Source organism: Streptomyces sp. NBC_00568 (assembly GCF_026341855.1).
In the GTDB taxonomy this organism is placed as follows: domain Bacteria; phylum Actinomycetota; class Actinomycetes; order Streptomycetales; family Streptomycetaceae; genus Streptomyces.
On sequence record NZ_JAPENW010000001.1, the window covers coordinates 5,494,749 to 5,516,865 of the forward strand.

Here is a 22,117-nt window from a genome sequence, read left to right on the forward strand (position 1 = left end):
ACACCACAACTTCACGCACCTCCCGGTGCGCGGGCCGCGGCTACTTCTCTCTCAAAGAATCCACGCCGCAGCCGAATTGATCTCGGGAGGCGCAGCTCATGGTGGGTGCCCGGTGCGCAGGCAACGGCTACTTCTATTTGGGATCAGAGGGTTGCGGGTTCAAATCCCGTCATCGACTTCGGGTCGGTGTAGCTCAATCGGTAGAGCATCTGCGCAAGTCCGTCGCCGACTTCTGACCTCGGGCACCCTCCATTCGCTGTGCCTCCCTCCGAAACGCGACTTCACCGTCGTAGAACGAATTCGGGGGAATTCACCATGGCACGCTTCAACACCAAGGCCGCGAAGGCCCAGCCCACTTCCCGCGTGACGTCCACCGGCCGTGTGCTGCGGACGCACCAGGGCGGCCGGGGCCAGGAGCGCGACGCGCGCTCCGAGCTCTTTCTTCTGGCGATCGCCAATTTCGTGTCGCAGCAGACCTTCTACGAGGCCGGCGCGGCTCGCGACGACCGGTTCGCCGAGCTCGTGCGCGAGCTCGCCGTCACCGACCCGTCCTGGACCGCCGCCCTGCTCGGCTGGCTGCGCGGCGAGGGAAACCTGCGCACCGCCTCGCTCGTGGGCGCCGCGGAGTACGTGAAGGCGCGCCTCGACGCGGGCGCCACCGACGGCCCCGCCAACCGGCAGGTCATCGCCTCCGTGCTGCGCCGTCCGGACGAGCCGGGTGAGCTGCTCGCCTACTGGACGTCCCAGTACGGCCGCAACGTGCCCAAGCCCGTCAAGCGGGGCGTCGCCGACGCCGTACGACGTCTCTACAGCGGCAAGTCGCTCCTGAAGTACGACACCGCCTCCAAGGGGTACCGCTTCGGCGACATCCTCAACCTCGTGCACGCGGCGCCGGACCCCGGCAAGGCGTGGCAGGGCGACCTGTTCCAGTACGCGCTGGACCGGCGCCACAACCCGGACACGGCTGTCGTCCCCACGTCGCTGCCGGTGCTCGTCGCCCATCGCGATCTGATGGCGCTGCGGCCGGACGAGCGGCGCGCGGTCGTGACCGGCGCGCACGGCGCCCAGCGTCTGGCGGACGCCGGCATGACGTGGGAGGCGCTGGCCGGCTGGCTGCAGGGACCGATGGACAAGGCGGCCTGGGAGGCCGTGATTCCGTCCATGGGTGCGATGGCGCTCGTCCGCAACCTGCGCAACTTCGACGCGGCGGGGGTCAGCGACGAGGTGGCGGCTCAGGTCGCCGCGAAGATCAGCGACCCGGCGGAGGTCGCGCGCTCGCGGCAGTTCCCGTTCCGCTACCTGGCCGCCTACCAGCACGCGCCGTCGCTGCGCTGGTCGTACCCGCTGGAGCAGGCGCTCGGCCACTCGCTGGCCAACGTGCCCGCGCTGCCCGGCCGGACGCTGGTGCTCGTGGACCGCTCGGGCTCGATGTTCTACTCGCGGCTGTCCGACCGCTCGGAGCTCAACCGGGCCGACGCGGCGGCGATCTTCGGCACGGCGCTCGCGCTGCGGGCGGCGGACGCGGATCTCGTCGAGTTCGGCACCAGCAGCAAGCGGGTGAAGTTCCGCGAGGGCGAGTCGGTGCTCAAGGTCATCGAGCGGTTCGGCGACCTCGGCGGCACCAACACCAGCGAGGCCGTCCGCGCGCACTACAGGAAGCACGACCGGGTCCTCATCGTCACCGACGAGCAGGCCACGTACAGCCACTACGGCGACCCGACCGAGCAGGTCCCGGCGCACGTACCGGTCTACACCTGGAACCTCGCCGGATACCGCGCGGGCCACGGCCCGTCGGGCAAGAGGAACCGGCACACCTTCGGGGGGCTCTCGGACGCGGCCTTCCGGATGGTGCCGCTTCTGGAGTCGGCGAGGGACGCGGACTGGCCCTGGGTCTGAGCGAGGGCCGCGGACCGGACCTGGGCCTGCGCGACGACTCCGGCTTCCGGGCCGCGGCGACGCGTACGGTCCCTGGATCTGATCGGCACGTGCGGCCCGCACCTCGGTGCGGGCCGCACGCTGGTGTCCGCCGGGTGCGACGAGAGCGGGTCCTAGACGGCGCGCTCGCGTTCCTTGCCCGTGATCACGAACGCCGACAGCAGCAGGGCGGCCAGGGCGATCAGGGAGCCGACGCCGAACGCGCGCGCCGAGCCCTCGACGAGGATCTCCGACCGTGAGCCGTGTGCGTGCCGGGTCGCCGTGCCGAAGACCGTGACCAGAACGGACAGTCCGAGGGTGCCGCCCAGCCACTGGAGGGTCTGGAGCAGTCCGGAGGCGGCGCCCGCCTCGCGCGGCCCGATGCCCGCGAGAATGGTCGCGTTCAGCGGCAGGAAGCTCAGGCCTACGCCCAGCCCCATCAGCAGCAACGGGCCGAGCAGTCCGGACAGATAGCCGTCGCCGGGGTCCAGCAGCCACAGCCGGCCGGCCGCGAGGGCGATCAGTGCCATGCCGGTGAGCAGGACCGGCTTCGCACCGAAGCGCTGGAGCAGCCGCGGCACGAGACGCACGGTCGTGAACATCATCAGAGTCATCGGCAGGAAGGCGAAGCCGGTGCGCAACGGGCTGTATTCCAGGGCCTGTTGGCTGATGAGGGTGAGAAAGTAGAACGCGCCGAACATGCCCGCCGGCAGCAGCAGGACACCCGCGTAGCCGCCCGCCCGATCGCGGTCGGCGAAGAGCCGCAGCGGCATGATCGGCTGCTCCGCGCGCGCCTCCACCAGGGTGAAACCGACGAGCAGGGCCGCCGCCGCGCTGAAGCCCAGCATCGCCTGGGTGTCGCTCCAGCCCTCCTCCGAGGCCCGGATGAACCCGTAGACCAGTGAGGTCATGCCCGCCGTGCCGGTGAGTGCGCCCGCCGCGTCGAACCGGCCCGCGTGACGCGGCGTCTCTGCGGCGACGCGCGGGAGGGCGGCGGCGACCGCGATGCCGATCGGCACGTTGATCAGCAGGGACCAGCGCCAGGACGCCCACGAGGTGAGCATGCCCCCGAGGATCAGGCCGATCGACGCGCCGATCCCGGCCATCGAGGAGTAGACCCCGAGGGCGTGGTGGCGGCGCGGGCCCTCGGGAAAGCTGGTGGTGATGAGGGCGAGGGTGCTGGGGGCGATGAGCGCGGCGCCCACGCCCTGGAGCGCGCGGGCCGCCAGTAGCCAAGAGCTCTCGGTGGCGATGCCGCCGAGCAGGGAAGACGCCGCGAAGATCAGGGCGCCGGCGGTGAGAGTGCGGCGGCGGCCCGCGATGTCGCCGATCCTGCCGCCGAGGAGGAGCAGGCCGCCGAACGCGAGCGTGTACGTGTTGAGGACCCAGGACAGGCCGGTGGGGGTGAAGTCCAGGTCCCGCTGGACGTCCGGCAGCGCGACGTTGACGACGGTGGAGTCGACGCCGACCATCAAGTAGGCGGCCACGATGACGAGGAGGGTGGTGGCCGGGCTGGTGCGGTGGGGTGGTTCGGAGGATTTCGGGGGCCTGTCGGCGGGGGGTGTTCCGGCGGTGGGTGGTGGCGTGGACGGGGTGGACGGCGTGGACGGGGTGGACATGGAGTGCTCCCGGTCTGGCGTCCCCGGTACGGTGCGGGTGGGCAGCACGGACTGCCCGCCGAGATAAGCGGGGACTGTCTCCGTTTAACCCTCGTTAAGATACGGAGAGGGTCCCCGGTTCGCAAGGAGTATCTGAATGGCCCAGGTCAAGCCGATGCGGGCGGACGCGCGGCGGAACTACGAGCGGTTGCTGAAGGTGGCGGCCGAGGCGTTCGCCGAGCATGGGGAAGGCGCCTCGCTCGACGACATCGCCAAGCGGGCGGGCGTCGGGTCGGGCACGCTGTACCGGCATTTCCCGACGCGGCAGGCGCTGCTGGAGGCGGCCTACGTCGACCGGATCGAGGCGCTCGGGGCGCGGGCCGACGAGCTCGCGAAGGAGCTGCCCCCGGGTGAGGCGCTGGCGGAGTGGCTCTATGAGCTGTGCGTCGGCACGATCGAGGTGCGCGGAATGAAGGCCCTGCTGGGCTCGGCCGTCACGGACGGCAGCAAGGCCGCGCTCACGGCTTGCGGCACTTCCATGAAGGGGGCGGCGGCGCGGCTGGTCGAGGCGGCGCAGCGGGAGGGAACTCTGCGTCAGGACATCGAGCCGATCGAGGTTCTGCGGTTGGCTCACGGGGTTTCCACGGCTTCGGAGCTGGCGAATGGGCAGGGTGAGCAGATTCGCCGGTATCTGTCCCTGCTGACGGAGGGGTTGCGGCCGTAGGCGGGTCGCCGGTGCCGGGTGCGGGTGCGTCTGTGGTCCCGCGTGCGGGGTCCGGTCCGGTCCAGTTCTTTCGGTGCGGGCCGGTGGGTGGGTCGGGGCCGTGCCGGTACATCCCAGTCCGTCGCCGCTGGATCAGACGTGGGCTACCTGTGCGAACTGTCGCTCGATCCGAACGTAAGCGACGGACATAGGGATGTACCGGCACGGCCCCTCCCGTGCGATGTCCGCTGCGGGTGCGTGGGGGCTTGGGGGCGCCCCACCGGTGCACCTTTCGGCTGCGGGCGCGTTTCCTCTTTTCAGTCCCGGGAAGTTCCAGCCCCTCCGGCGTTTGAGGAGCGGGGGCTGGGGCGGAGCCCCGGGGTGGGTCGGGTAGGGGTGGAGGGGGCGGAAGGGGTTTGGGGTGGGTACGGCGAAGGCGGCGGTCCCGGGGGGTGGGGTCGCCGCCTTGTGGGTGGGTGTGGAGTCAGCCCACCGGGGTGGGCCGGTCAGAGGGACTGGGCCGCCGGTTTCACCATGCCTCGGACTGTGCGGGACTTGACGAAGTCGCCCAGGGCCGTCATTTCCCATTCGCCGGAGAACTGCTTGATCAGCTTGGCCATCATGACGCCCGTCTGGGCCTCGGCGTTGGTGAGGTCGAAGCGGACGAGTTCCTCGCCGGTGGCGGCGTCGAGCAGGCGGCAGTACGCCTTGGCCACCTCGGTGAACTTCTGGCCGGTGAAGGAGTTCACCGTGAAGACGAGACCGGTGACCTCCTGGGGGAGGCGGCCCAGATCGACGGTGATCACCTCGTCGTCCCCGCCGCCCTCGCCCGTGAGGTTGTCGCCGGAGTGCTTGATCGCGCCGTTCACGATGGAGAGCTTGCCGAAGTAGCAGCTGTCGATGTGGTTGCGCTGCGGGCCGTACGCGATGACCGAGGCGTCCAGGTCGATGTCCTTGCCGCGGTACGCGGGCTCCCAGCCGAGGCCCATCTGGACCTTGGCGAGGAACGGGCTGCCGCCCTTGACCAGGGAGACCGTCTGGTTCTTCTGGAGGCTGACCCGGCCCTTGTCGAGGTTGATCTTGCCGGTGGCGGCGGGGGGCGCCGGAGGTGCCGGGGGAGCGGCCGGGGCCGGCGGGGCGGTGAGGCGGGGGTCCGCGGCCGGGGCCGGGGGTGTGACCGGGGGCTGCGCGGCGGGGGCCGCCGGCTGGGCGGCCGGGGCCGGCTCCTCCACGCTCACGCCGAAGTCGGTGGCGATGCCCGCCAGGCCGTTCGCGTAGCCCTGTCCGACCGCGCGGGCCTTCCACGCGCCGTTGCGGAGGTAGACCTCGACGATCACGAGGGCCGTCTCGGTGCCCAGCTGGGGAGGGGTGAAGGTGGCCAGGACAGAGTTGTCGTCCGCGTTGCGGATCGTCGCGGTGGGTTCGATGCCCTGGAACGACTGGCCCGCGGCGTCGGGGCTCGCGGTGACGACGATCTTCTCGATGCCCGGGGGAACCGCGGCCGTGTCGACCGTGATCGCGTCCGGTGCCGTGCCGCCGCCGGAGCGGTAGGTCACACCGGGGCCGGTGGGCTGGTTGTAGAAGATGAAGTCCTCGTCGGAGCGCACCTTGCCGTCGGCGGTGAGCAGCAGGCTCGACACGTCGAGCCGCACCGGGGCGGTGACGTCCACCGTCACGCGGGAGACGGGGAGAGGGATGTTCGAGCCGGGGGTCATAGCTGTCATGACTGGGGTAACGAGCAAAGGCGCTTTACCGTTCCCTTACCCAAGAGTGAGTTGCGGGGGCGTAGGATCTTCCGCCCCCGCCGCTCGTGTCGGCATCTAGGGCACGACGACGATCTTCCGTCCCACGCCTGAGGCGAACTGTTCCAGCGCCTGGGGGTAGCCGGCCAGCGGGAGGCGGTCGCTGATGAAGACCGACGGGTCGAGGACGCCCGCGGCGAAGAGTTCCGCCGCGCGTTCGAAGCTGTGCAGGACGGCCATCGAGCCGGTGATGGTGATCTCCTGGTTGTAGACGCGGTACGGGTCGATGGTGACCCGGGTCGCGTAGTCGGCCACGCCGAACTGGAGGAAGGTGCCCGCCTTGGCCACCCGGTCCAGGCCGTCCTGGATCGCCGCCGCGTTGCCCGTCGCGTCGACGACCACGTCCCAGCCCTGGGGGCGGTCCAGTTCGTCGGCGCTCGCCGCCGACGCGGAGACGCCGAGCAGCCGGGCCGTGGCCAGCCGCTCGGGGTTCACGTCGACGACGTCCACGCTCGCCGCGCCGGTGCGCTTGGCGAGCTCCAGCATCATCAGGCCCATCGTTCCGGAGCCGTAGACGAGGACGTGGGCGCCGAGCCGGGACCGCAGGACGTCGTAGCCGCGGACGGCGCAGGAGAGCGGTTCGATCAGGGCCGCGTCCTGGGTGCCGACGTGCTCGGGAAGCTTCACGCAGTTGGCGACGGGGGCGGTGGCGTACTGGGCGGCGCCGCCCGCGGTGGTCACGCCGATCGCGGCCCACCGTTCGCAGAGGTTGTTGTGGCCCGTACGGCAGTACCGGCATTCGTGGCAGTACAGGGAGGGGTCGACGGCCACCCGGTCGCCGACCGTGAGCTCCGTGACCCGGGTGCCGACGCCGACCACCTCGCCCGCGAACTCGTGGCCCGGCACGATCGGCAGCTTCGGCGCGAACTCGCCCTGGAGGATGTGCAGATCGGTGCCGCACAGGCCGCAGGCGGCGACCTCGACCACGACCTCGCGGGGGCCCGGCGTCGGGTCCGGGACCTCGGCGACGACGGCGCGGCCGACGGACTCGATGACTGCGGCCTTCATTTCACGGCTCCCAACGACAGGCCCTGGACCAGCTTGTCCTGGGCGGCGAACCCCGCGGCGAGCACCGGCAGGGAGACGACGAGCGACGCGGCGCACACCTTCGCCAGGAACAGGCCCTGGCTGGTGATGAATCCGGTCAGGAAGACGGGGGCGGTCTCGGCGACCACCCCCGTGAGCACCCGGGCGAACAGCAGCTCGTTCCAGCTGAAGATGAAGCAGATCAGGGCCGTCGCCGCGATACCGGGGAGGGCGATGGGGGCCACGACGCGGGCCAGCACGGTCGGCAGCCGCGCGCCGTCGATCTGCGCGGCCTCGATCACCGCGACCGGTACCTCGGCGAGGAACGACTGCATCATCCACACCGCGATCGGCAGGTTCATCGAGGTGTAGAGGATGACCAGCAGCCAGATGTTGTCGAGCATGCCGGTGTTCTTGGCGAAGAGGTAGATCGGGAGGAGGCCCGCCACCACCGGCAGCATCTTCGTCGACAGGAAGAAGAACAGGACGTCCGTCCACTTCTTCACGGGGCGGATCGAGAGCGCGTACGCCGCCGGGAGAGCCAGCAGCAGGACGAGGAGGGTGGAAGCCACCGACGCCACGGTGGAGTTGATCAGCGAGGGCCAGGGGCTCGCGCCGCCGCCGGTGCCGAAGAACTCCCGGTAGCCGTCGAGGGTCAGTGCCGCGCCGAAGGACGGCGGGTTCTTCGCGGCGTCCGACTCCGAGTGGAAGGACGTCAGCGCCATCCAGGCGATGGGCAGGAAGAACACGACGCCGAGCACCCAGGCCGCCAGGCCCAGGCCGGCTCCTCCGGCACGGCGGGGGCGGGTGTGTGTCGCGGTCGCGCTCATCAGCGGGACACCTCCTCGCGGAACAGGGACGACACCACGCGCAGGGCGAAGGTCGCGATGACGATCGAGCCGATGACCACCAGGACGCCGGCGGCCGAGGCGAGGCCGTTCTCGTGGGCCTGGTAGAAGCTCTGGTAGACGGTGTAGGGCAGGTTGGCGGTGCCCAGGCCGCCGGAGGTGAGGGTGAAGACCGCGTCGAAGTTCTGGACGATGTAGATCGAGCCGAGGAGCGCGCCCAGTTCGAGGTAGCGGCGCAGGTGCGGCAGGGTGAGGTGGCGGAAGACCTGCCAGTCGTTCGCGCCGTCCACCCGGGCCGCCTCGATCTGCTGGTGGTCACGGCTCTGGAGGCCGGCGAGCAGGATCAGCATCATGAACGGCGTCCACTGCCAGACCAACGATGCCTCGACCGCGAGCAGCGGGGTGCTGGAGATCCAGTCGGGCTGAGGGCCGCCGACGTAGTGCAACAGCCCGTTGAGCAGGCCGTATTCCGGGTTGTAGAGCACGTGCTTCCAGAGGAGGGCCGCGGCGACCGGGACCACCAGGAAGGGCGCGATCAGCAGGGTGCGGACGATGCCGCGCCCCCGGAACCTCCGGTCCAGGAGCAGGGCCAAGGCGAGGCCGAGGACCAGGCTGACCAGGACCACGGTGACGGTCAGCAGGATCGTCGTCCAGACGGAGTGCCGCAGGTCGGCGTCGGTCAGGACGTCCGAGTAGTTGCCGAAGCCGGTGAAGCGGCGGGCCTTCGGGTAGAGCGCGTTCCAGTCGAAGAACGAGATCACCAGCGTGGCCACGAAAGGCAGTTGGGTCACCGCGATCATGAAGATCAGGGCCGGGAGCAGGGGGCCGCGGCGGGCCCAGGCGCGCAGCCGGGCCGACGGTTGTCCGTGAGTGCGTACGGGAGGAGCGGCCACACGGGCCGTTGTCGTGGCGGTCATCGGCCCTCGTACTCCTCGGAGATCTTCTCGGCGAGTTTCTGGGACTTGCTCAGGGCCGAGTCGACGGACTGGCGTCCGGCGATGGCCGCGCTGATCTCCTGCGAGACCTTGGTGCCGAGGTCGGTGAACTCGGGGATGCCGACGAACTGGATGCCGGGCGCCGGGCGCGGCTGGACTCCGGGGTCACGGGGCCGGGCGCCCTCGATGGCCTCGCGGGTCATGTCCTGGAAGGCCCCGGCCTCCTCGCGGTAGGCGGCGTTGGTGTACGTCGAGGCGCGTTTGCCCGCGGGGACGTTCGACCAGCCGGTGGTGTCGCCGACCAGCTGCTCGTACTCCTTGCCGGAGGCCCAGGAGATGAACTTCCAGGCCTTGTCCGGGTTGTGCGAGGCCTTCTGGAGTCCCCAGGCCCAGGTGTAGAGCCAGCCGGAGGACCCGGTCTTCTCGACCGGCGCGGGCACGTAGCCGAGTTTGCCCTTGACCGGGGAGTCCTTGGCCTCCAGCAGGCCCGCGGCGGACGTGGCGTCGTACCACATGGCCGTCTTGCCCTGGGTCATGTTGTTGAGGCACTCGGCGAAGCCGGACTGGGCCGCGCCGGACTCGCCGTGCTCGCGCACGAGGTTCACGTAGAACCTGGTCGCCTTCTCGAACTCGGGGGAGTCCAGGCGTGCTTTCCAGTCCTTGTCGAACCAGGTGCCGCCGAAGGTGTTCACCACGGTGGTGAGCGGGGCCATGACCTCGCCCCAGCCGGGCAGTCCGCGCAGGCAGATGCCCTTCATGCCGGACTCGGCGCCGTCCGCCCGGGCGGCGAGATCGCCGACCTGCTGCCAGGTGGGGTGCGCGGGCATCTTCAGGCCCTTCGCGGCGAACACGTCCTTGCGGTACATCAGGAACGACGATTCGCCGTAGAACGGCTGCCCGTAGAGCTTCCCGTCGTCGGCGGTCAGCGACTGCCGCATGGGCCTCAGGATGTCCTGCTCGTCGTACGCGCCGTCCTGGGCGACGTACGAGTCCAGCTCGTGCAGCCAGCCGTTGCGGGCGTAGATCGGTATCTCGTAGTTGGACAGTGTGGCGACGTCGTACTGGCCCGCCTGGTTGGCGAAGTCCTGGCTGATCTTGTCGCGGACGTCGTTCTCCGGCAGGACGGTGAAGTTCACCTTGATGCCGGTCTCTCGGGTGAAGTGGGCCTTGGTGAGTTTCTGCAGCTCGACCATCTGCGGGTTGTTGACCATCAGGACGTTGATGGAGTTCCCGCCGGAGCCCGTCCCGCCCGCTCCGGTCCAGCAGCCGGAGAGGAGCGGGGTGAGCAGCGTCCCTGCGGCGGCCGCGGCGAGCAGTGCGCGCGGCCTCCGTCGGCTCGGGGTTCGCATGGATCACTCCTGGAGGAATGGGTAGATAAGGGGTGGATCAGGGCGTAGGGGTGCCCCGGAGTCGGTGAGTTGGGCCGTCACATGCGGTGGAGAAGGGGAGGTGAGGAGGTGGTGGGTCGGGTTGTCAGGGGTGTCAGACGCGGATGACCTGGGGGCCCTGGAGCGAGTAGCGGTGTGCCTCGGACGCCGGGAGCAGCGTGCTCGTGACGATCGCCTCCAGGGCGCTGATGCCGGCGAACCGGCAGAAGCTGACGGCGCCGAACTTGGTGTGCACACCGGCGAAGACGGTGCGCCGGGAGGCCCTGATCGCCTGTGCCTTGACCTCGCTGACCGCCGGGTCGGGGGTGGTGAGGCCGTGTTCGCGGGAGATGCCGTTGGCGCCGATGAACGCCAGGTCGATGACGAAGCCGGCGAGCATCTTCGTCGTCCAGTGGTCGACGGTCGCGAGTGTGCCGGGGCGGACCCGGCCGCCGAGCAGCAGGACGCTGGTGTTCTCGGCCTCGGCGAGCGCTCCGGCCGTGGCGAGCGAGGCGGTGACCACGGTCAACGGCCGGTCCCTGGGCAGCGCTTCGGCGATGAGCTGCGGGGTGAACCCCTCGTCGACGAAGACCGTCTCGGCGTCCCCGGTCAACTCGGCCGCGGCGGCGGCGATACGGCGCTTCTCGGGCACGTGGCTCGTGGTCCGGAAGGCGAGCGTCGTCTCGAAACCGGCGCTCTCCACGGGGTAGGCGCCGCCGTGGGTGCGGCGCACCAGGCCGTGGTCCTCCAGGGTGCGCAGATCGCGTCGTACGGTCTCCTTGGCGACGCCCAGTTCGCCGGCGAGTCGGGTGACGTCGACCGAGCCCGTGCGGCGCGCGGCCCGGACGATCTCGCGCTGCCGTTCTTCCGCCGTCATCGCCGTCATGGCCGTCACCCCCTCCCTCGCGCTCCGTCGCGCACTGCCCGTTCGGGCCCGGTGGAGCCCTTGAGGGAAGTTCTACAGCGGGTATCGGCCACTGACCAGGCCTGTTGCATGCCCGATGCTGCCCGGCTGTGCCCGTTCGACGCCGTGGCTGCCCGCGGCGGACCTGGGGCGGAGCGGGTGGGGAGGGGAGTTCGGGCAGGGCCCGTGCCCGAACACGGGAGCGGGCGGGCCCGTTCGGTGCCCGCCCGCCGTCCCGCTTCCCGCCGCGTCAGTACGGCCAGATCGGCGGGTGTGTCGTGAAGTGGCCGCCCAGGTGGGCGTGGTCCGGGTTGTCGGGGTCGAGGTCGCCCTGCTCGGCGATGAGCTTCTCGGCGTACGGCTCGGAGTCGTCGCGCGGTTCGTAGCCGAGGGCCCGAGCGGTCGAGAGGTCCCACCACAGGCGGGTGTTGGCGGACGAGCCGTGGACGACCGTGTGCCCCACGCCGTCGGCGGTCAGGGCCGCGTGGAAGAGGCGGGCGCCGTCCTCGGGGCTCATCCAGACCGAGAGCATGCGGACGCTGGTGGGCTCCGCGAAGCAGGACCCGATGCGTACCGAGACGGTCTCCAAGCCGTGCTTGTCCCAGTAGAACTGCGCCAGGTCCTCGCCGAAGGACTTGGACAGGCCGTAGAAGGTGTCCGGGCGGCGCGGGGTGTCGATCGGGATCAGGGGATCGTCGCCCTGCGGGCGCGGGGTGAAGCCCACCGCGTGGTTGGAGGAGGCGAAGACGACACGGGGCACGCCCTCCTCGCGCGCCGCCTCGTACAGGTTGTACGTCCCCTCGATGTTGGCCTTGAGGATCTTGTCGAAGGAGGCTTCCAGGGAGATGCCCGCGAGGTGGATGATCGCGTCGACGCCCCGCACGGCCTCGCGCAGCGCCGCCCGGTCGGCGAGGTCCGCGGTGATCGCGTCGGGCTCGCCCTCGACCGGGAGCACGTCGAGCAGGCGCAGCTCGTAGCCGTACCGCGGCAGCAGCCCGCGCATCAGGGTGCCGAGTCCGCCGGCGGCGCCGGTGAGCAGAACGGTGCGGGGTGCGGGCATGCGGGGGTCTCCTCGGTGCGGGCCGATGCGCCCTGGCGGGAACTCCGCCGGGCGGCCGTATGCGTGTACGACATTCACATCCGTGGACACGCTAAGGATCGCTGACGTGCTGCGTCAAGTGTCGCGCGGAGGGGTGAAATCCGCCTCCGTGTTGCGGGTTTGTGTGCTTGACCGGCCCCGAGGTGGCGGCTTAGCGTGGGCGTGTTCAGAAATATAGACGTGGATCAGAAACGTGCACTCGGTGGGCACCTTTTTAGGGAGAGTCCGTGACGTCAGCCCCTCTTGCCGCTCGGCTGAGCATCCCCAGCGGGCCGCTCTTCTTCCCCGTCACCGCGTACGGCCCCGACGGCTCCGTCGATCTCGACGTCTACCGGGAGCATGTGCGGCGCGGCGTCGAGGCCGGAGCCGCGGCCGTCTTCGCGTGCTGCGGCACCGGTGAGTTCCACGCGCTCACCCCCGAGGAGTTCGAGGCGTGCGTGCGGGCGGCCGTGGAGGCGACCGCGGGCCGGGTGCCGGTGGTCGCGGGCGCCGGATACGGGACCGCCCTCGCCGTGCGCTACGCAACGCTCGCGGAGGCCGCCGGGGCCGACGGACTGCTCGCCATGCCGCCGTATCTCGTGGTGGCCGGGCAGGAGGGTCTGCTGCGGCACTACCGGGAGATCGCCGCCGCCACCTCCCTGGACGTCATCGTGTACCAGCGGGACAACGCCGTCTTCACCCCCGAGAGCGTGATCGAGCTCGCGCGCACCGAGGGGATCATCGGCTTCAAGGACGGGCTCGGCGACCTGGACCTGATGCAGCGGATCGTGAGCGCCGTACGCAGCGAGGTATCCGGCGACTTCCTCTACTTCAACGGCCTTCCGACGGCCGAACTGACCGGACTCGCCTACCGGGGCGTGGGCATCACGCTCTACTCCTCGGCGGTCTTCTGCTTCGCCCCCGAGGTCGCGCTCGCCTTCCACCGGGCGCTGAACACCGGGGACGACGCGACGGTGAACCGGCTGCTGGACGGCTTCTACCGGCCCTTCGTCGACCTGCGGGCGCAGGGGCGCGGCTACGCGGTCGCCCTCGTCAAGGCGGGCGTCCGGCTGCGCGGACTGGACGTGGGCGAGGTGCGGCCCCCGCTGAACGAACCGACCGAGGACCACCTCAAGCAGCTCGCGCAGCTGATCGACCGCGGGTACGCGCTCCTCGAGGAGGGCAAGTGAGGACGTCCGCTTTCCTGTACCCCTGGGACGTCAACGGGGACCCGGAGGCCGCGTCCAGGACGGCCGCGCTCGGCGTACGCCAGGTGACGCTCGCGTCCGCGTACCACTCCACCCGCGCGGCGACGCCCCGCCACCCCCGGCACCGGATCGTGACGGCCTCGCACGCCGCCGTGCTCTACCCGGTGGACGAGAGGCGCTGGCAGGGGCGCGCCCTTCGCCCGTACCCGGCGGGGGACTGGGCGCCGGGCGACGCGTACGGCGAGGCCGCCGCCACGCTCGCCGGGGCCGGTCTCGACGTCCACACCTGGGTGGTGCTCGCACACAACTCCCGTATGGGGGAAGACCATCCGTCGACCTCCGTCGTCAACGCCTACGGGGACCGCTATCCCTGGGCCCCCTGCGTGGCCCAGCCCGCCACCCGCGCCTACCTCGCCGACCTCGCGGCGGAGGCCGCGGTCCGGCCCGGGGCGGCCGGCACGGAACTGGAGTCGCTCGGCTGGTACGGACTCGCCCATCTGCACGCCCACGACAAGATCGGCGGGGTGGCGCTCGGAGACGCCGGGCAGTACCTGATGTCGCTCTGCTTCTGCGCCGCGTGCGGGCACGGGTACGGGAGCCAGGGCCTCGACGCGGAGGAGCTGGCCGCCGCCGTGCGCGGGGCGCTGGAGCCGGTGTGGCGGGGGGCGCCGTCGGACGGGGGCTGGACCGGTGTCGAGAAGCTGCTCGGGGCGGAGACCGCCGGGGCCACCCGGATGTGGCGTGACGGGGTGGCCCGGTCGCTCCAGGAAGAGGTGGTCTCGGCGGTCCGCGCCGCCGCGCCCGCCGGCTTCCAGGTGCTCCTGCACGCCGATCCGGTGTCCTACCACTGCGGCGCCAACGCCGGGGCCGATCCCCGGCACATCCTGTCCGTGGCCGACGGGGTGGTCGTGCCGTGCACCGCGGGCGCCGGACCGCTGACCCCGTTCGCGGAGGCGGTGGAGGCGGGCGCGCGGGGGCGGGTCCTGGCCGCCAACTTCACCGTGGTGTCGGGGATGGGGGGCCGTCCGGAGACCCTGGCGGCGGACGTGGCGCACGCGGTCGGGCTGGGGGCGACGGAACTGCGGCTGTATCACGCCGGGTTGGCCTCGGAGCGGGACCTGGAGACGGTCCGGGAGGTGCTGGTGCGGCTCGGCTAGCGGAGATTCCGCCGCGCCCTCAGTCCGCCGCCGGGGCAGGGGCGGCCCGGAGCAGCGGGCCCAGGGTCACCAGCCGGATCAGGCCCAGCGCGGGGAGCAGGACGCGGTGGTCGACGAGTTCGACCAGGCCCGCCCCGAGGGCCAGGCCGATGGCGTTCGGGGCGTACAGAAGCGTGTTCGCGGTGGCGGAGACGCGGCCCAGAAGGTGGGCCGGTGTCTCCCGCTGGACCGCGGTGAACACGGCGATGAGCGGGCAGGGCAGCCCGACCCCCACGGCCGCGCCGGCCGCGAGGGCCACCGCGTCGTCCGGAACGGCCCGGAGGACGACCGCGACGGCGGTGAGGGCGATCCCGCAGACGGCGAAGCGCTGTTCCCCCAGCCGTCGCAGCAGCGTCCCGGACATCAGCCCGACGGCGACCGAACCGGCGCCCTGCGCGACGTACAGGACGCCGGCGTACGTGGGGGAGTGGCCGAGCCCCTCGGCCACGGCGTAGACCGTCGCGCCGTTGATCCCCGCGAGGAGCATGGTCGTACCGCCGGCGAGGACCAGGACCCGGAGCCGGGGGTTCCGCCGGAGGTGGCGGACGCCTTCCGCGGTGCGGGTGCGCAGGCTCCCGGCGTCCGGGCGGCTTCGGCGGCGGCAGCCGCGGGCACGGCCTTCCGCTCGCCGCGCGCCACCACGCGGCCGTTCGCCGCCCAGGACGGCGGACGTCCGGACCGGCGGGGTCTCGCGGACTCTCAGCAGTGCGTACACCCCCGCCGCCAGCGCGAAGGTCACCGCGTCCAGGAGCGCCACCCGCGCGCCGCCGTATGCGGCGTAGAGACCCGCCCCGGCGAGCGGGGCCACCAGTTTCATGCCCTCGTTGGCCGTCATGCGCAGGCCGTTGAGGTCGCCGAGGAGACGCTCGTCGATCGCGCCGGCCAGCAGCGCGGACTCGGCGGCGTCCTGGACCACCTCCGCCGTGCCGTAGACCAGGAGCACCGCGAACAGGATCCACAGGCGGCCCTGCCCGTCCACGGTGAACAGGACGGGCAGGAGCGCGGCCAGGACCAGATTCGTCCCGATGAGCAGGGGGCGGCGGCGGGTCCGGTCGGCGAGGGTGCCCAGGGCGGGGCCGATCAGCGTGGGGGCCCAGAGGGCGAAGACGCAGAGCGCCGCCAGACCGTCCGAGCCCGTCAGATCCTTGACCCAGATGCCTGAGACCAGCCACATCGCCGACGTCCCGAAGCCGGAGACGACCACTCCGGTCAGATACAGACCGGCGGTGCGATCGCCCAGAACCCGCGTCACTGTCCATGTCATGGCAGGTGATCGTGGTTCTAAGGCGGGCCCGAGGGGATCGGGCAACCGCCTTAGACACGGGCGCCGCCGGGGGCCGCCGGCGGACGACGGCTCAGCCGCTCGCCCCACGGACCGGGGTGTCGCCGGGGCCCGGCGCGGGGCGCCGGGCCGCCGGTCAGCCGCTGAGTTCGCTCGGCCGGTCAGCCGCTGAATCCGCTCTGCTGGTCAGCCGCCGTGCCCGCTCGGCCGGCCCCGGTCCCGGCAGCCCGCACCTCCGCGATCCTGCGGGCCCCGCCCGGGGCTTCTCAGTCCTTCAGCAGCGCGCAGACGAAGTTCTCCTCGACCTTGCGCAGCTTCTTGAGCAGTTCCGGCTTGCCCGCCTCGTTCACCTGGGTGGTGAGCGAGAAGGTCAGTGACCGTCGGCCGTCCGGGGTGGCGGCGATCAGCTGGGTGTAGCCGGGGAAGTTGCCGGTGTGGCCGAGGACCACTCCGCAGCGGGTGGAGTAGCGGAAGATCGCCGCTCCCGCCTTGTTCTTGCCGGGTCCCGCCGGTTCCGAGGCCCCGTCGATCCAGCGGCGCTGCTCGCGCAGGGTGGCCTTGGAGATCAGGGCGCCGCCCGCGTAGCCGCGGATGAAGCGGGTCAGGTCCGCCGGAGTCGAGACGATCCCGCCCGACGCCCACACGCCCGACGCGCTGAGCACCTCGCTGACGTCCTCCGGGGGGTTCGGCGGCTGGACGTCGTAGCCGTGCATGTACGGCTCGGGCAGCTCGTAGCCCTGCGGAAGGCTCGTGTCGCGCAGGCCGAGCGGCCGGTAGACGAGCCCGCGCAGCAGCTGCTCGTAGCGCTTGCCGGTCGCGGCCTCGGCCATCAGCGCGACGGCGATGTTGTCGGAGTTCGAGTACAAGTACCGCGAGCCCGGCCGGAACAGCAGCGGCTCGTCGGCCACGTAGTCGAGCAGCCGGCGCGAGTCGAAGTGGTGACGCGGATCGGCGTTGAGGATCTCGAGGAACTCGGGACTCCTCGTGTAGTCGGGCAGCCCGCTGGTGTGGTTCAGCAGCTGGCGCAGCGTCACGGCGTGCCACTGCCGCGGCAGGGACGGCAGCCGGCGGCCGATGGTGTCGTCGAGGGAGAGCGCGCCCCGGTCCACCAGGCCCAGCGCCACGGCGCCGCTGAACGCCTTCGCGGTACTGGCGATCCGGGTGTGGTCGTCCGGCCGGATCGGACGTCCGCTCTCGAGGTCGGCGACTCCGGCGCGCAGGACGCGCGACACGCCCTCCCGGCGCAGGACGGCGATGACACCGGGCGGGCCACCCGGGCTGCGCACCAGCTCCTCGAGCTGTTCGCGCAGCGCGCGGTCCTGGTCGCGGCCGGCGGAGCCGGCGTCGGCGTCGGCCGGTGCGGACACGATGCCGGTCAGACAGGCGGCGGCCAGCAGCGCGCTGAGCGGCAGACGCAGCCGGGGGCGGCGGGGCAGTTGCATGGGGTTCTCCCGAGTCGGACGGTGGCCGGGGCACGCCCAGCTTCGGGCCCGGGCGATCCACCCGCCTGCGCCGCTGCTGCATACGGAGGAGCGGGCCGCCCGGTGTTGGGCCGTCCGGCTGTCCTGGTGCGCGGGCCCCGGTTCGGGGAACCGATGAGTTTCGGGTGCGGGCGCGGTCTACCCCGCAGTGGACTCGAGTTCTGAGGAGAATCCGATGACCGGCCAGACTTTCGACCTCGGGCCGCAGGCCCTGATCGTGGCGCGCCTCGCGGACGCGGTCAGGGACGACCGGCTCGACGGCGCGACCCCGTGTCCGGACTACGCGGTGCGCAACATCCTGGGGCACCTGGCCGGACTGTCCGTCGCCTTCCGCGACGCCGCGCGCAAGGACCTGGGCGCGACGACCGACACGAGCCCGGACTCCGCCGTCCCCGACCTCGGGCCCGGCTGGCGCGAGGCCCTGCCGAAGGCGCTCGACGAACTCGGCGACGCCTGGCGTGACCCGGCCGCCTGGACCGGGATGACCCGGGCGGGCGGAGTGACGCTGCCGGGCGCGGTCGCGGCGGCCGTGGCCGCCGACGAGCTGGTGGTGCACGGCTGGGACCTCGCGCGGGCCACCGGCCAGGGGTACGAGCCCGACGCGGTCGCCCTCCAGGCCTCGTACGAGTTCCTCAGCGCCGCGGCCGAGGACCCGACCCGGGGCGGCGGCATCTTCGGCCCCGTCGTCCCGGTGCCCGACCAGGCGCCCCTCCTCGACCGCGTGATCGGCCTCAGCGGCCGCGACCCCGGCTGGAAGCCGTAGCGGGGACAGCGGGAGGCGGAGCGCCGTGAGGCGCCTTCGCCGCATTGCGGAAGCACATGGATCCGGCGCCTCTGGAAGCGCCCTGGATCTCCCGTCCCCACGCGGACCGGCCGCGCCGGCCTCCTGCCCGTGCTGTACGGGTCCGGGCGCACGACGGCCCGGCTCCCGGGTCGGTGATCTCCGAGTCGGGACTCGTGCCGGCGTGCGTCCGTACCGAGGTGGTACGGGCCGCTCGCCGGACGCGCCGCGCGGCGCGCGCGTGCTCCGGGGGCGTGCGCCCTGCCCCGCCCTCGTCGAGCGCGCCATCGGCGCAGGCCCGTTCCCCTGAGGGACCCGACCCGGCCTCCGTCGCGAAAGCGAACCCCGGCGCACTGTGCTCCCGAGGCCGGGGGCAGGGCCCGCTGTCACGCGCGGGCCGGCACGCCGTGGCACGTCACGTGAACTTCCTTTGTCGGAAGCGTTGACGAAACACGGTCACGCTCCTACCTTCAACGCGTCGTACTTCGTACGTCATATATGAGACGCGATATGCGAGATCCGGGATCGATGTCCGCGATTCGATGCCCGGCTCCCGTGATCCGAGACGTGAGACCAGAGAGGCGCGCATGACCTCTGTGCCCACCCCGATTCCGTCCCGCACGCAATTCGTGCTGGAGGGGATCAAACACCGCATCCTCACCGGGCAGTTGACCCCAGGGCAGGCCCTGGTCGAGACCGACCTCGCCGCACAGTTCGGAGTGTCGAAGACACCCGTGCGCGAGGCGCTCAAGACCCTGGCCGGCACCGGGCTCGTCGTGATGAACCAGTACAAGGGCGTCACGGTGCGCATGGTGGACGCGGACATGGCGCGCGAGGTGTACGACGTGCGACTGCTCCTCGAACCCGAGGCGCTGCGCCGGGCGGTGCGCCGCGGAGCCTCCCTCGACGCCGCCCGTGACGCGCTCACCCGTGCCGACGACGCCGCCGACACCGCCGAACGATCCCTGGCCAACCGGGAGTTCCACCGCGCCCTGTACGTGCCCTGCGGCAACCCGCTGCTCGCCCGGATGCTCGACGAGGTGCGCGACCAGGCCGCCCTCGTCTCGGCGGTCGCCTGGGCCGCTGATCCCTCCTGGGAGCGGGAGGCGAGCGAGCACCGGGAGATCGTGCGGCTCGCCCTCGCCGGCGACGCCGACGGCGCGGCGGCGGCACTGCACGCGCACATCGCGTCGTTCGTGCGACGGGCCTTCCCCCAGGGCCAGGAAGAGGGCGGACAGGAATGACAGCGACCTTCGAGACCCAGCGGGCGGCTCTCGCCGAGGTCGTGGCGATCCCGGTGACCCCGTTCGCCGAGGACGGCACGATCGACCGGGACACCCACCGGGCCCTGCTGCGCCGGCTGATCGACGGCGGCGTCCGCACCCTCACCCCCAACGGCAACACCGGCGAGTTCTACGCCCTCACCCCCGAAGAGCGGCAGCTCGTCACCGAGTTGACCGTCGAGGAGGCCGGCGACCGGGCGGTCGTCCTCGTCGGCGTCGGGCACGACGTGCCGACCGCGGTGGCCTCGGCGCGGCACGCCCGCGCGCTCGGCGCACCGATGGTGATGGTCCATCAGCCCGTGCATCCCTACGTCTCGGAGAGCGGGTGGGTCGACTACCACCGGGCCATCGCCGAGTCCGTGCCGGAGCTCGGCGTCGTGCCGTACATCCGCAACCCGGTGCTCGCGGGCTCGCGGCTCGCCGAACTCGCGGACGCCTGCCCGAACGTCATCGGCGTGAAGTACGCCGTTCCCGACGCGGCGCGCTTCGCGTCCTTCGCCCGGGACGCCGGGCTCGAACGGTTCGTCTGGGTGGCCGGACTCGCCGAGCCGTACGCTCCGTCGTACTTCTCGGCCGGCGCCACCGGCTTCACCTCGGGCCTGGTGAACGTCGCTCCGGCCGTCTCGCTGAACATGATCGAGGCGCTCCGGTCCGGCGACTACCCGGCCGCGATGAAGGTCTGGGAGCAGATCCGCCGCTTCGAGGAGCTGCGCGGCGCGAACGCCTCCGCGAACAACGTCACCGTGGTCAAGGAAGCCCTGTCGTCGCTCGGCCTGTGCCGCCGCGACGTCCGCCCGCCGAGCAGGCCGCTGCCCGAGAGCGAGCGCTCCGAGGTCGCCGCGATAGCCGCCGGATGGTCGCTGTGAAACGGCCCGAGGACCTGAGAAGCCATCAGTGGTACGGCACCGACGGGCTCCGTTCGTTCAGCCACCGGGCCCGGACCCGGCAGCTCGGCTATCTCCCCGAGGAGCACCTGGGCAAGCCGGTCATCGCGATCCTCAACACCTGGTCCGACATCAACCCGTGCCATGTTCACCTGCGCGACCGAGCGCAGGCCGTGAAGCGGGGCGTGTGGCAGGCCGGCGGATTCCCGCTCGAATTCCCGGTGTCCACGCTGAGCGAGACCTTCCAGAAGCCGACCCCGATGCTCTACCGCAACCTCCTCGCGATGGAGACCGAGGAACTGCTGCGGTCGTACCCGGTGGACGGGGCCGTGCTGATGGGCGGCTGCGACAAGACCACACCCGCGCTGCTCATGGGGGCCGCCTCCGTCGATCTGCCGACCGTCTTCGTGCCCGCCGGGCCGATGCTCCCGGGCCACTGGCGCAACGAGGTCCTCGGCTCCGGCACCGACATGTGGAAGTACTGGGACGACAAGCGCGCCGGTCTCATCGGGGACTGCGAGATGACCGAGCTGGAGAGCGGGCTCGCCCGGTCGCCGGGCCACTGCATGACGATGGGCACCGCGTCCACGCTGACGGCGGCCGCCGAGGCGCTCGGGGTCACCGTGCCGGGCGCGTCGAGCATCCCCGCCGTCGACTCCGGACACGACCGGATGGCAGCCGCGGCCGGGCTCAGGATCGTCGAACTGGTCCACAAGGACCGGACGTTGTCCGACATCCTCACCGCGGAGGCCTTCGCTGACGCGGTGACGACGGTGCTCGGTCTCGGCGGTTCGACGAACGCCGTGATCCATCTGATCGCCATGGCAGGGCGCGCCGGCGTCACCCTCACGCTCGACGACTTCGACCGGACCGCCCGGACCGTGCCCGTGCTCGCGAACGTCAGGCCCGGTGGACGGACGTATCTCATGGAGGACTTCCACTTCGCCGGCGGCCTGCCCGGATTCCTGTCGCGGATCCCCGATCTGCTGCACCTGGACCGGCCCACGGTGTCCCACGACAGCATGCGCGAGCAGCTGGAGAGCGCCCGGGTGCACGACGACGACGTCATCCGCACCCGCGAGAACCCGGTCGCGGCCGAGGGCGGAGTGGCCGTCCTGCGCGGCAACCTCTGTCCCGACGGGGCCGTCATCAAGCACATCTCCGCCGAACCGCAACTGCTCAAGCACACCGGTCCCGCGGTCGTCTTCGACGACTACCGCACGATGCAGCGGACCATCAACGACCCGTCGCTCGGTATCACCGCGGACAGCGTCCTCGTGCTGCGGGGCTCCGGCCCCAAGGGCGGGCCGGGTATGCCCGAGTACGGGATGCTGCCCATCCCCGATCACCTGCTGAAGCAGGGCGTCCGGGACATGGTGCGGATCTCCGACGCCCGGATGAGCGGCACCAGTTACGGCGCGTGCGTGCTGCACGTGGCGCCCGAGTCGTACGTCGGCGGCCCGCTCGCCCTCGTGCGGAGCGGGGACACGATCACCCTCGACGTCGAGGCACGGTCACTCCAGCTCAACGTGGACGACGCGGAGCTGGAGCGCAGGCGGGCCGAGTGGACACCGCCGCCCGTCCGGTACGAGCGCGGCTACGGCGCGCTCTACAACGAGCAGATCACCCAGGCCGACACCGGCTGCGACTTCGCGTTCCTGGCCCGGCCGGGCAAGGTGCCGGACCCGTACGCGGGCTGAACGACCCACGGCCGAGACCCACTTGGCCGGATCGCCCGAACGGTCAGTATTCCGAACCACCAGATCTCCCGAACGGCCAGACCCCCGAACACCGTACGCGAGGCGCTCGACCTCTGAGCATCGAGCA

General features: G+C 71.7%; 18 protein-coding genes. 8 read left to right on the forward strand and 10 right to left on the reverse strand.

From position 1 onward, the window contains the following. The first annotated feature begins 315 nt into the window (after positions 1–315). Positions 316–1,896 (forward strand): TROVE domain-containing protein, encoded by a 1,581-nt coding sequence (locus OOK38_RS23840; RefSeq protein WP_266757359.1) that lies wholly within the window; start codon positions 316–318, stop codon positions 1,894–1,896. Positions 1,897–2,048: 152 nt separating this feature from the next. On the opposite strand, the gene OOK38_RS23845 is transcribed toward OOK38_RS23840, so the two are convergent. Then, positions 2,049–3,533, reverse strand: coding sequence for an MFS transporter (locus OOK38_RS23845; protein WP_266757357.1), 1,485 nt, complete (start codon positions 3,531–3,533; stop codon positions 2,049–2,051). Between the two features lie 136 nt (positions 3,534–3,669). Between OOK38_RS23845 and OOK38_RS23850 the strand changes: the two genes are divergently transcribed. Beyond that, positions 3,670–4,236, forward strand: a complete 567-nt coding sequence (locus OOK38_RS23850) for a TetR/AcrR family transcriptional regulator (protein WP_266757356.1) — start codon at positions 3,670–3,672, stop codon at positions 4,234–4,236. A gap of 485 nt (positions 4,237–4,721) precedes the next feature. Here the strand turns inward: OOK38_RS23850 and OOK38_RS23855 are convergent, their stop codons facing one another. The 7 genes from OOK38_RS23855 to OOK38_RS23885 form a co-directional block, all read right to left on the reverse strand. Beyond that, positions 4,722–5,930 carry a TerD family protein gene (locus OOK38_RS23855; RefSeq protein WP_266765627.1) on the reverse strand — a complete coding sequence of 403 codons (1,209 nt, stop codon included), beginning with the start codon at positions 5,928–5,930 and terminating at the stop codon, positions 4,722–4,724. A gap of 105 nt (positions 5,931–6,035) precedes the next feature. Next, on the reverse strand, positions 6,036–7,025 hold the full coding sequence (locus tag OOK38_RS23860; RefSeq protein ID WP_266757354.1) for a zinc-dependent alcohol dehydrogenase family protein: 990 nt from the start codon (positions 7,023–7,025) through the stop codon (positions 6,036–6,038). Continuing rightward, positions 7,022–7,873, reverse strand: a complete 852-nt coding sequence (locus tag OOK38_RS23865; RefSeq protein ID WP_266757352.1) for a carbohydrate ABC transporter permease — start codon at positions 7,871–7,873, stop codon at positions 7,022–7,024. Before OOK38_RS23865 ends, OOK38_RS23860 begins: the two co-directional genes overlap by 4 nt. Then, positions 7,873–8,808, reverse strand: coding sequence for a carbohydrate ABC transporter permease (locus tag OOK38_RS23870; protein WP_266757350.1), 936 nt, complete (start codon positions 8,806–8,808; stop codon positions 7,873–7,875). The genes OOK38_RS23865 and OOK38_RS23870 overlap by 1 nt, the downstream gene beginning before the upstream one ends. Next, positions 8,805–10,175: a sugar ABC transporter substrate-binding protein gene (locus OOK38_RS23875; protein WP_266757349.1), complete on the reverse strand. Its 1,371-nt coding sequence runs from the start codon at positions 10,173–10,175 to the stop codon at positions 8,805–8,807. Before OOK38_RS23875 ends, OOK38_RS23870 begins: the two co-directional genes overlap by 4 nt. A gap of 133 nt (positions 10,176–10,308) precedes the next feature. Next, entirely contained in the window at positions 10,309–11,079 is a 771-nt protein-coding gene (locus OOK38_RS23880) for a DeoR/GlpR family DNA-binding transcription regulator (RefSeq protein WP_266757347.1), read from the reverse strand. 268 nt (positions 11,080–11,347) lie between these two features. Then, a complete protein-coding gene (locus tag OOK38_RS23885) occupies positions 11,348–12,157 on the reverse strand; it encodes an NAD(P)-dependent oxidoreductase (RefSeq protein WP_266757345.1) in 810 nt (269 codons plus the stop codon). Positions 12,158–12,423: 266 nt separating this feature from the next. Between OOK38_RS23885 and OOK38_RS23890 the strand changes: the two genes are divergently transcribed. Together OOK38_RS23890 and OOK38_RS23895 are read left to right on the forward strand one after the other, a co-directional pair. Beyond that, complete coding sequence (locus OOK38_RS23890; RefSeq protein ID WP_266757343.1) at positions 12,424–13,365, forward strand: 5-dehydro-4-deoxyglucarate dehydratase; 942 nt, start codon at positions 12,424–12,426, stop codon at positions 13,363–13,365. Then, positions 13,362–14,540, forward strand: a complete 1,179-nt coding sequence (locus tag OOK38_RS23895) for a hypothetical protein (RefSeq protein ID WP_266757341.1) — start codon at positions 13,362–13,364, stop codon at positions 14,538–14,540. The genes OOK38_RS23890 and OOK38_RS23895 overlap by 4 nt, the downstream gene beginning before the upstream one ends. Positions 14,541–14,559: 19 nt before the next feature. On the opposite strand, the gene OOK38_RS23900 is transcribed toward OOK38_RS23895, so the two are convergent. Both OOK38_RS23900 and OOK38_RS23905 read right to left on the reverse strand, forming a co-directional pair. Continuing rightward, positions 14,560–15,843, reverse strand: coding sequence for an MFS transporter (locus OOK38_RS23900; protein ID WP_266757339.1), 1,284 nt, complete (start codon positions 15,841–15,843; stop codon positions 14,560–14,562). 284 nt (positions 15,844–16,127) lie between these two features. Further along, entirely contained in the window at positions 16,128–17,303 is a 1,176-nt protein-coding gene (locus OOK38_RS23905) for a serine hydrolase (protein ID WP_266757337.1), read from the reverse strand. A gap of 214 nt (positions 17,304–17,517) precedes the next feature. Between OOK38_RS23905 and OOK38_RS23910 the strand changes: the two genes are divergently transcribed. The 4 genes from OOK38_RS23910 to araD all read left to right on the forward strand — a co-directional run bounded on the left by OOK38_RS23910 (position 17,518) and on the right by araD (position 21,990). After that, entirely contained in the window at positions 17,518–18,105 is a 588-nt protein-coding gene (locus OOK38_RS23910; RefSeq protein WP_266757336.1) for a TIGR03086 family metal-binding protein, read from the forward strand. Between the two features lie 605 nt (positions 18,106–18,710). Beyond that, positions 18,711–19,367, forward strand: coding sequence for a GntR family transcriptional regulator (locus tag OOK38_RS23915; protein WP_266757334.1), 657 nt, complete (start codon positions 18,711–18,713; stop codon positions 19,365–19,367). Further along, complete coding sequence (locus OOK38_RS23920) at positions 19,364–20,272, forward strand: dihydrodipicolinate synthase family protein (RefSeq protein WP_266757332.1); 909 nt, start codon at positions 19,364–19,366, stop codon at positions 20,270–20,272. Before OOK38_RS23915 ends, OOK38_RS23920 begins: the two co-directional genes overlap by 4 nt. After that, the gene (gene araD, locus OOK38_RS23925; RefSeq protein ID WP_266757330.1) at positions 20,260–21,990 is read left to right on the forward strand and encodes an L-arabinonate dehydratase; all 1,731 of its coding nucleotides are present in this window, start codon (positions 20,260–20,262) and stop codon (positions 21,988–21,990) included. The genes OOK38_RS23920 and araD overlap by 13 nt, the downstream gene beginning before the upstream one ends. Positions 21,991–22,117: the final 127 nt, after the last annotated feature.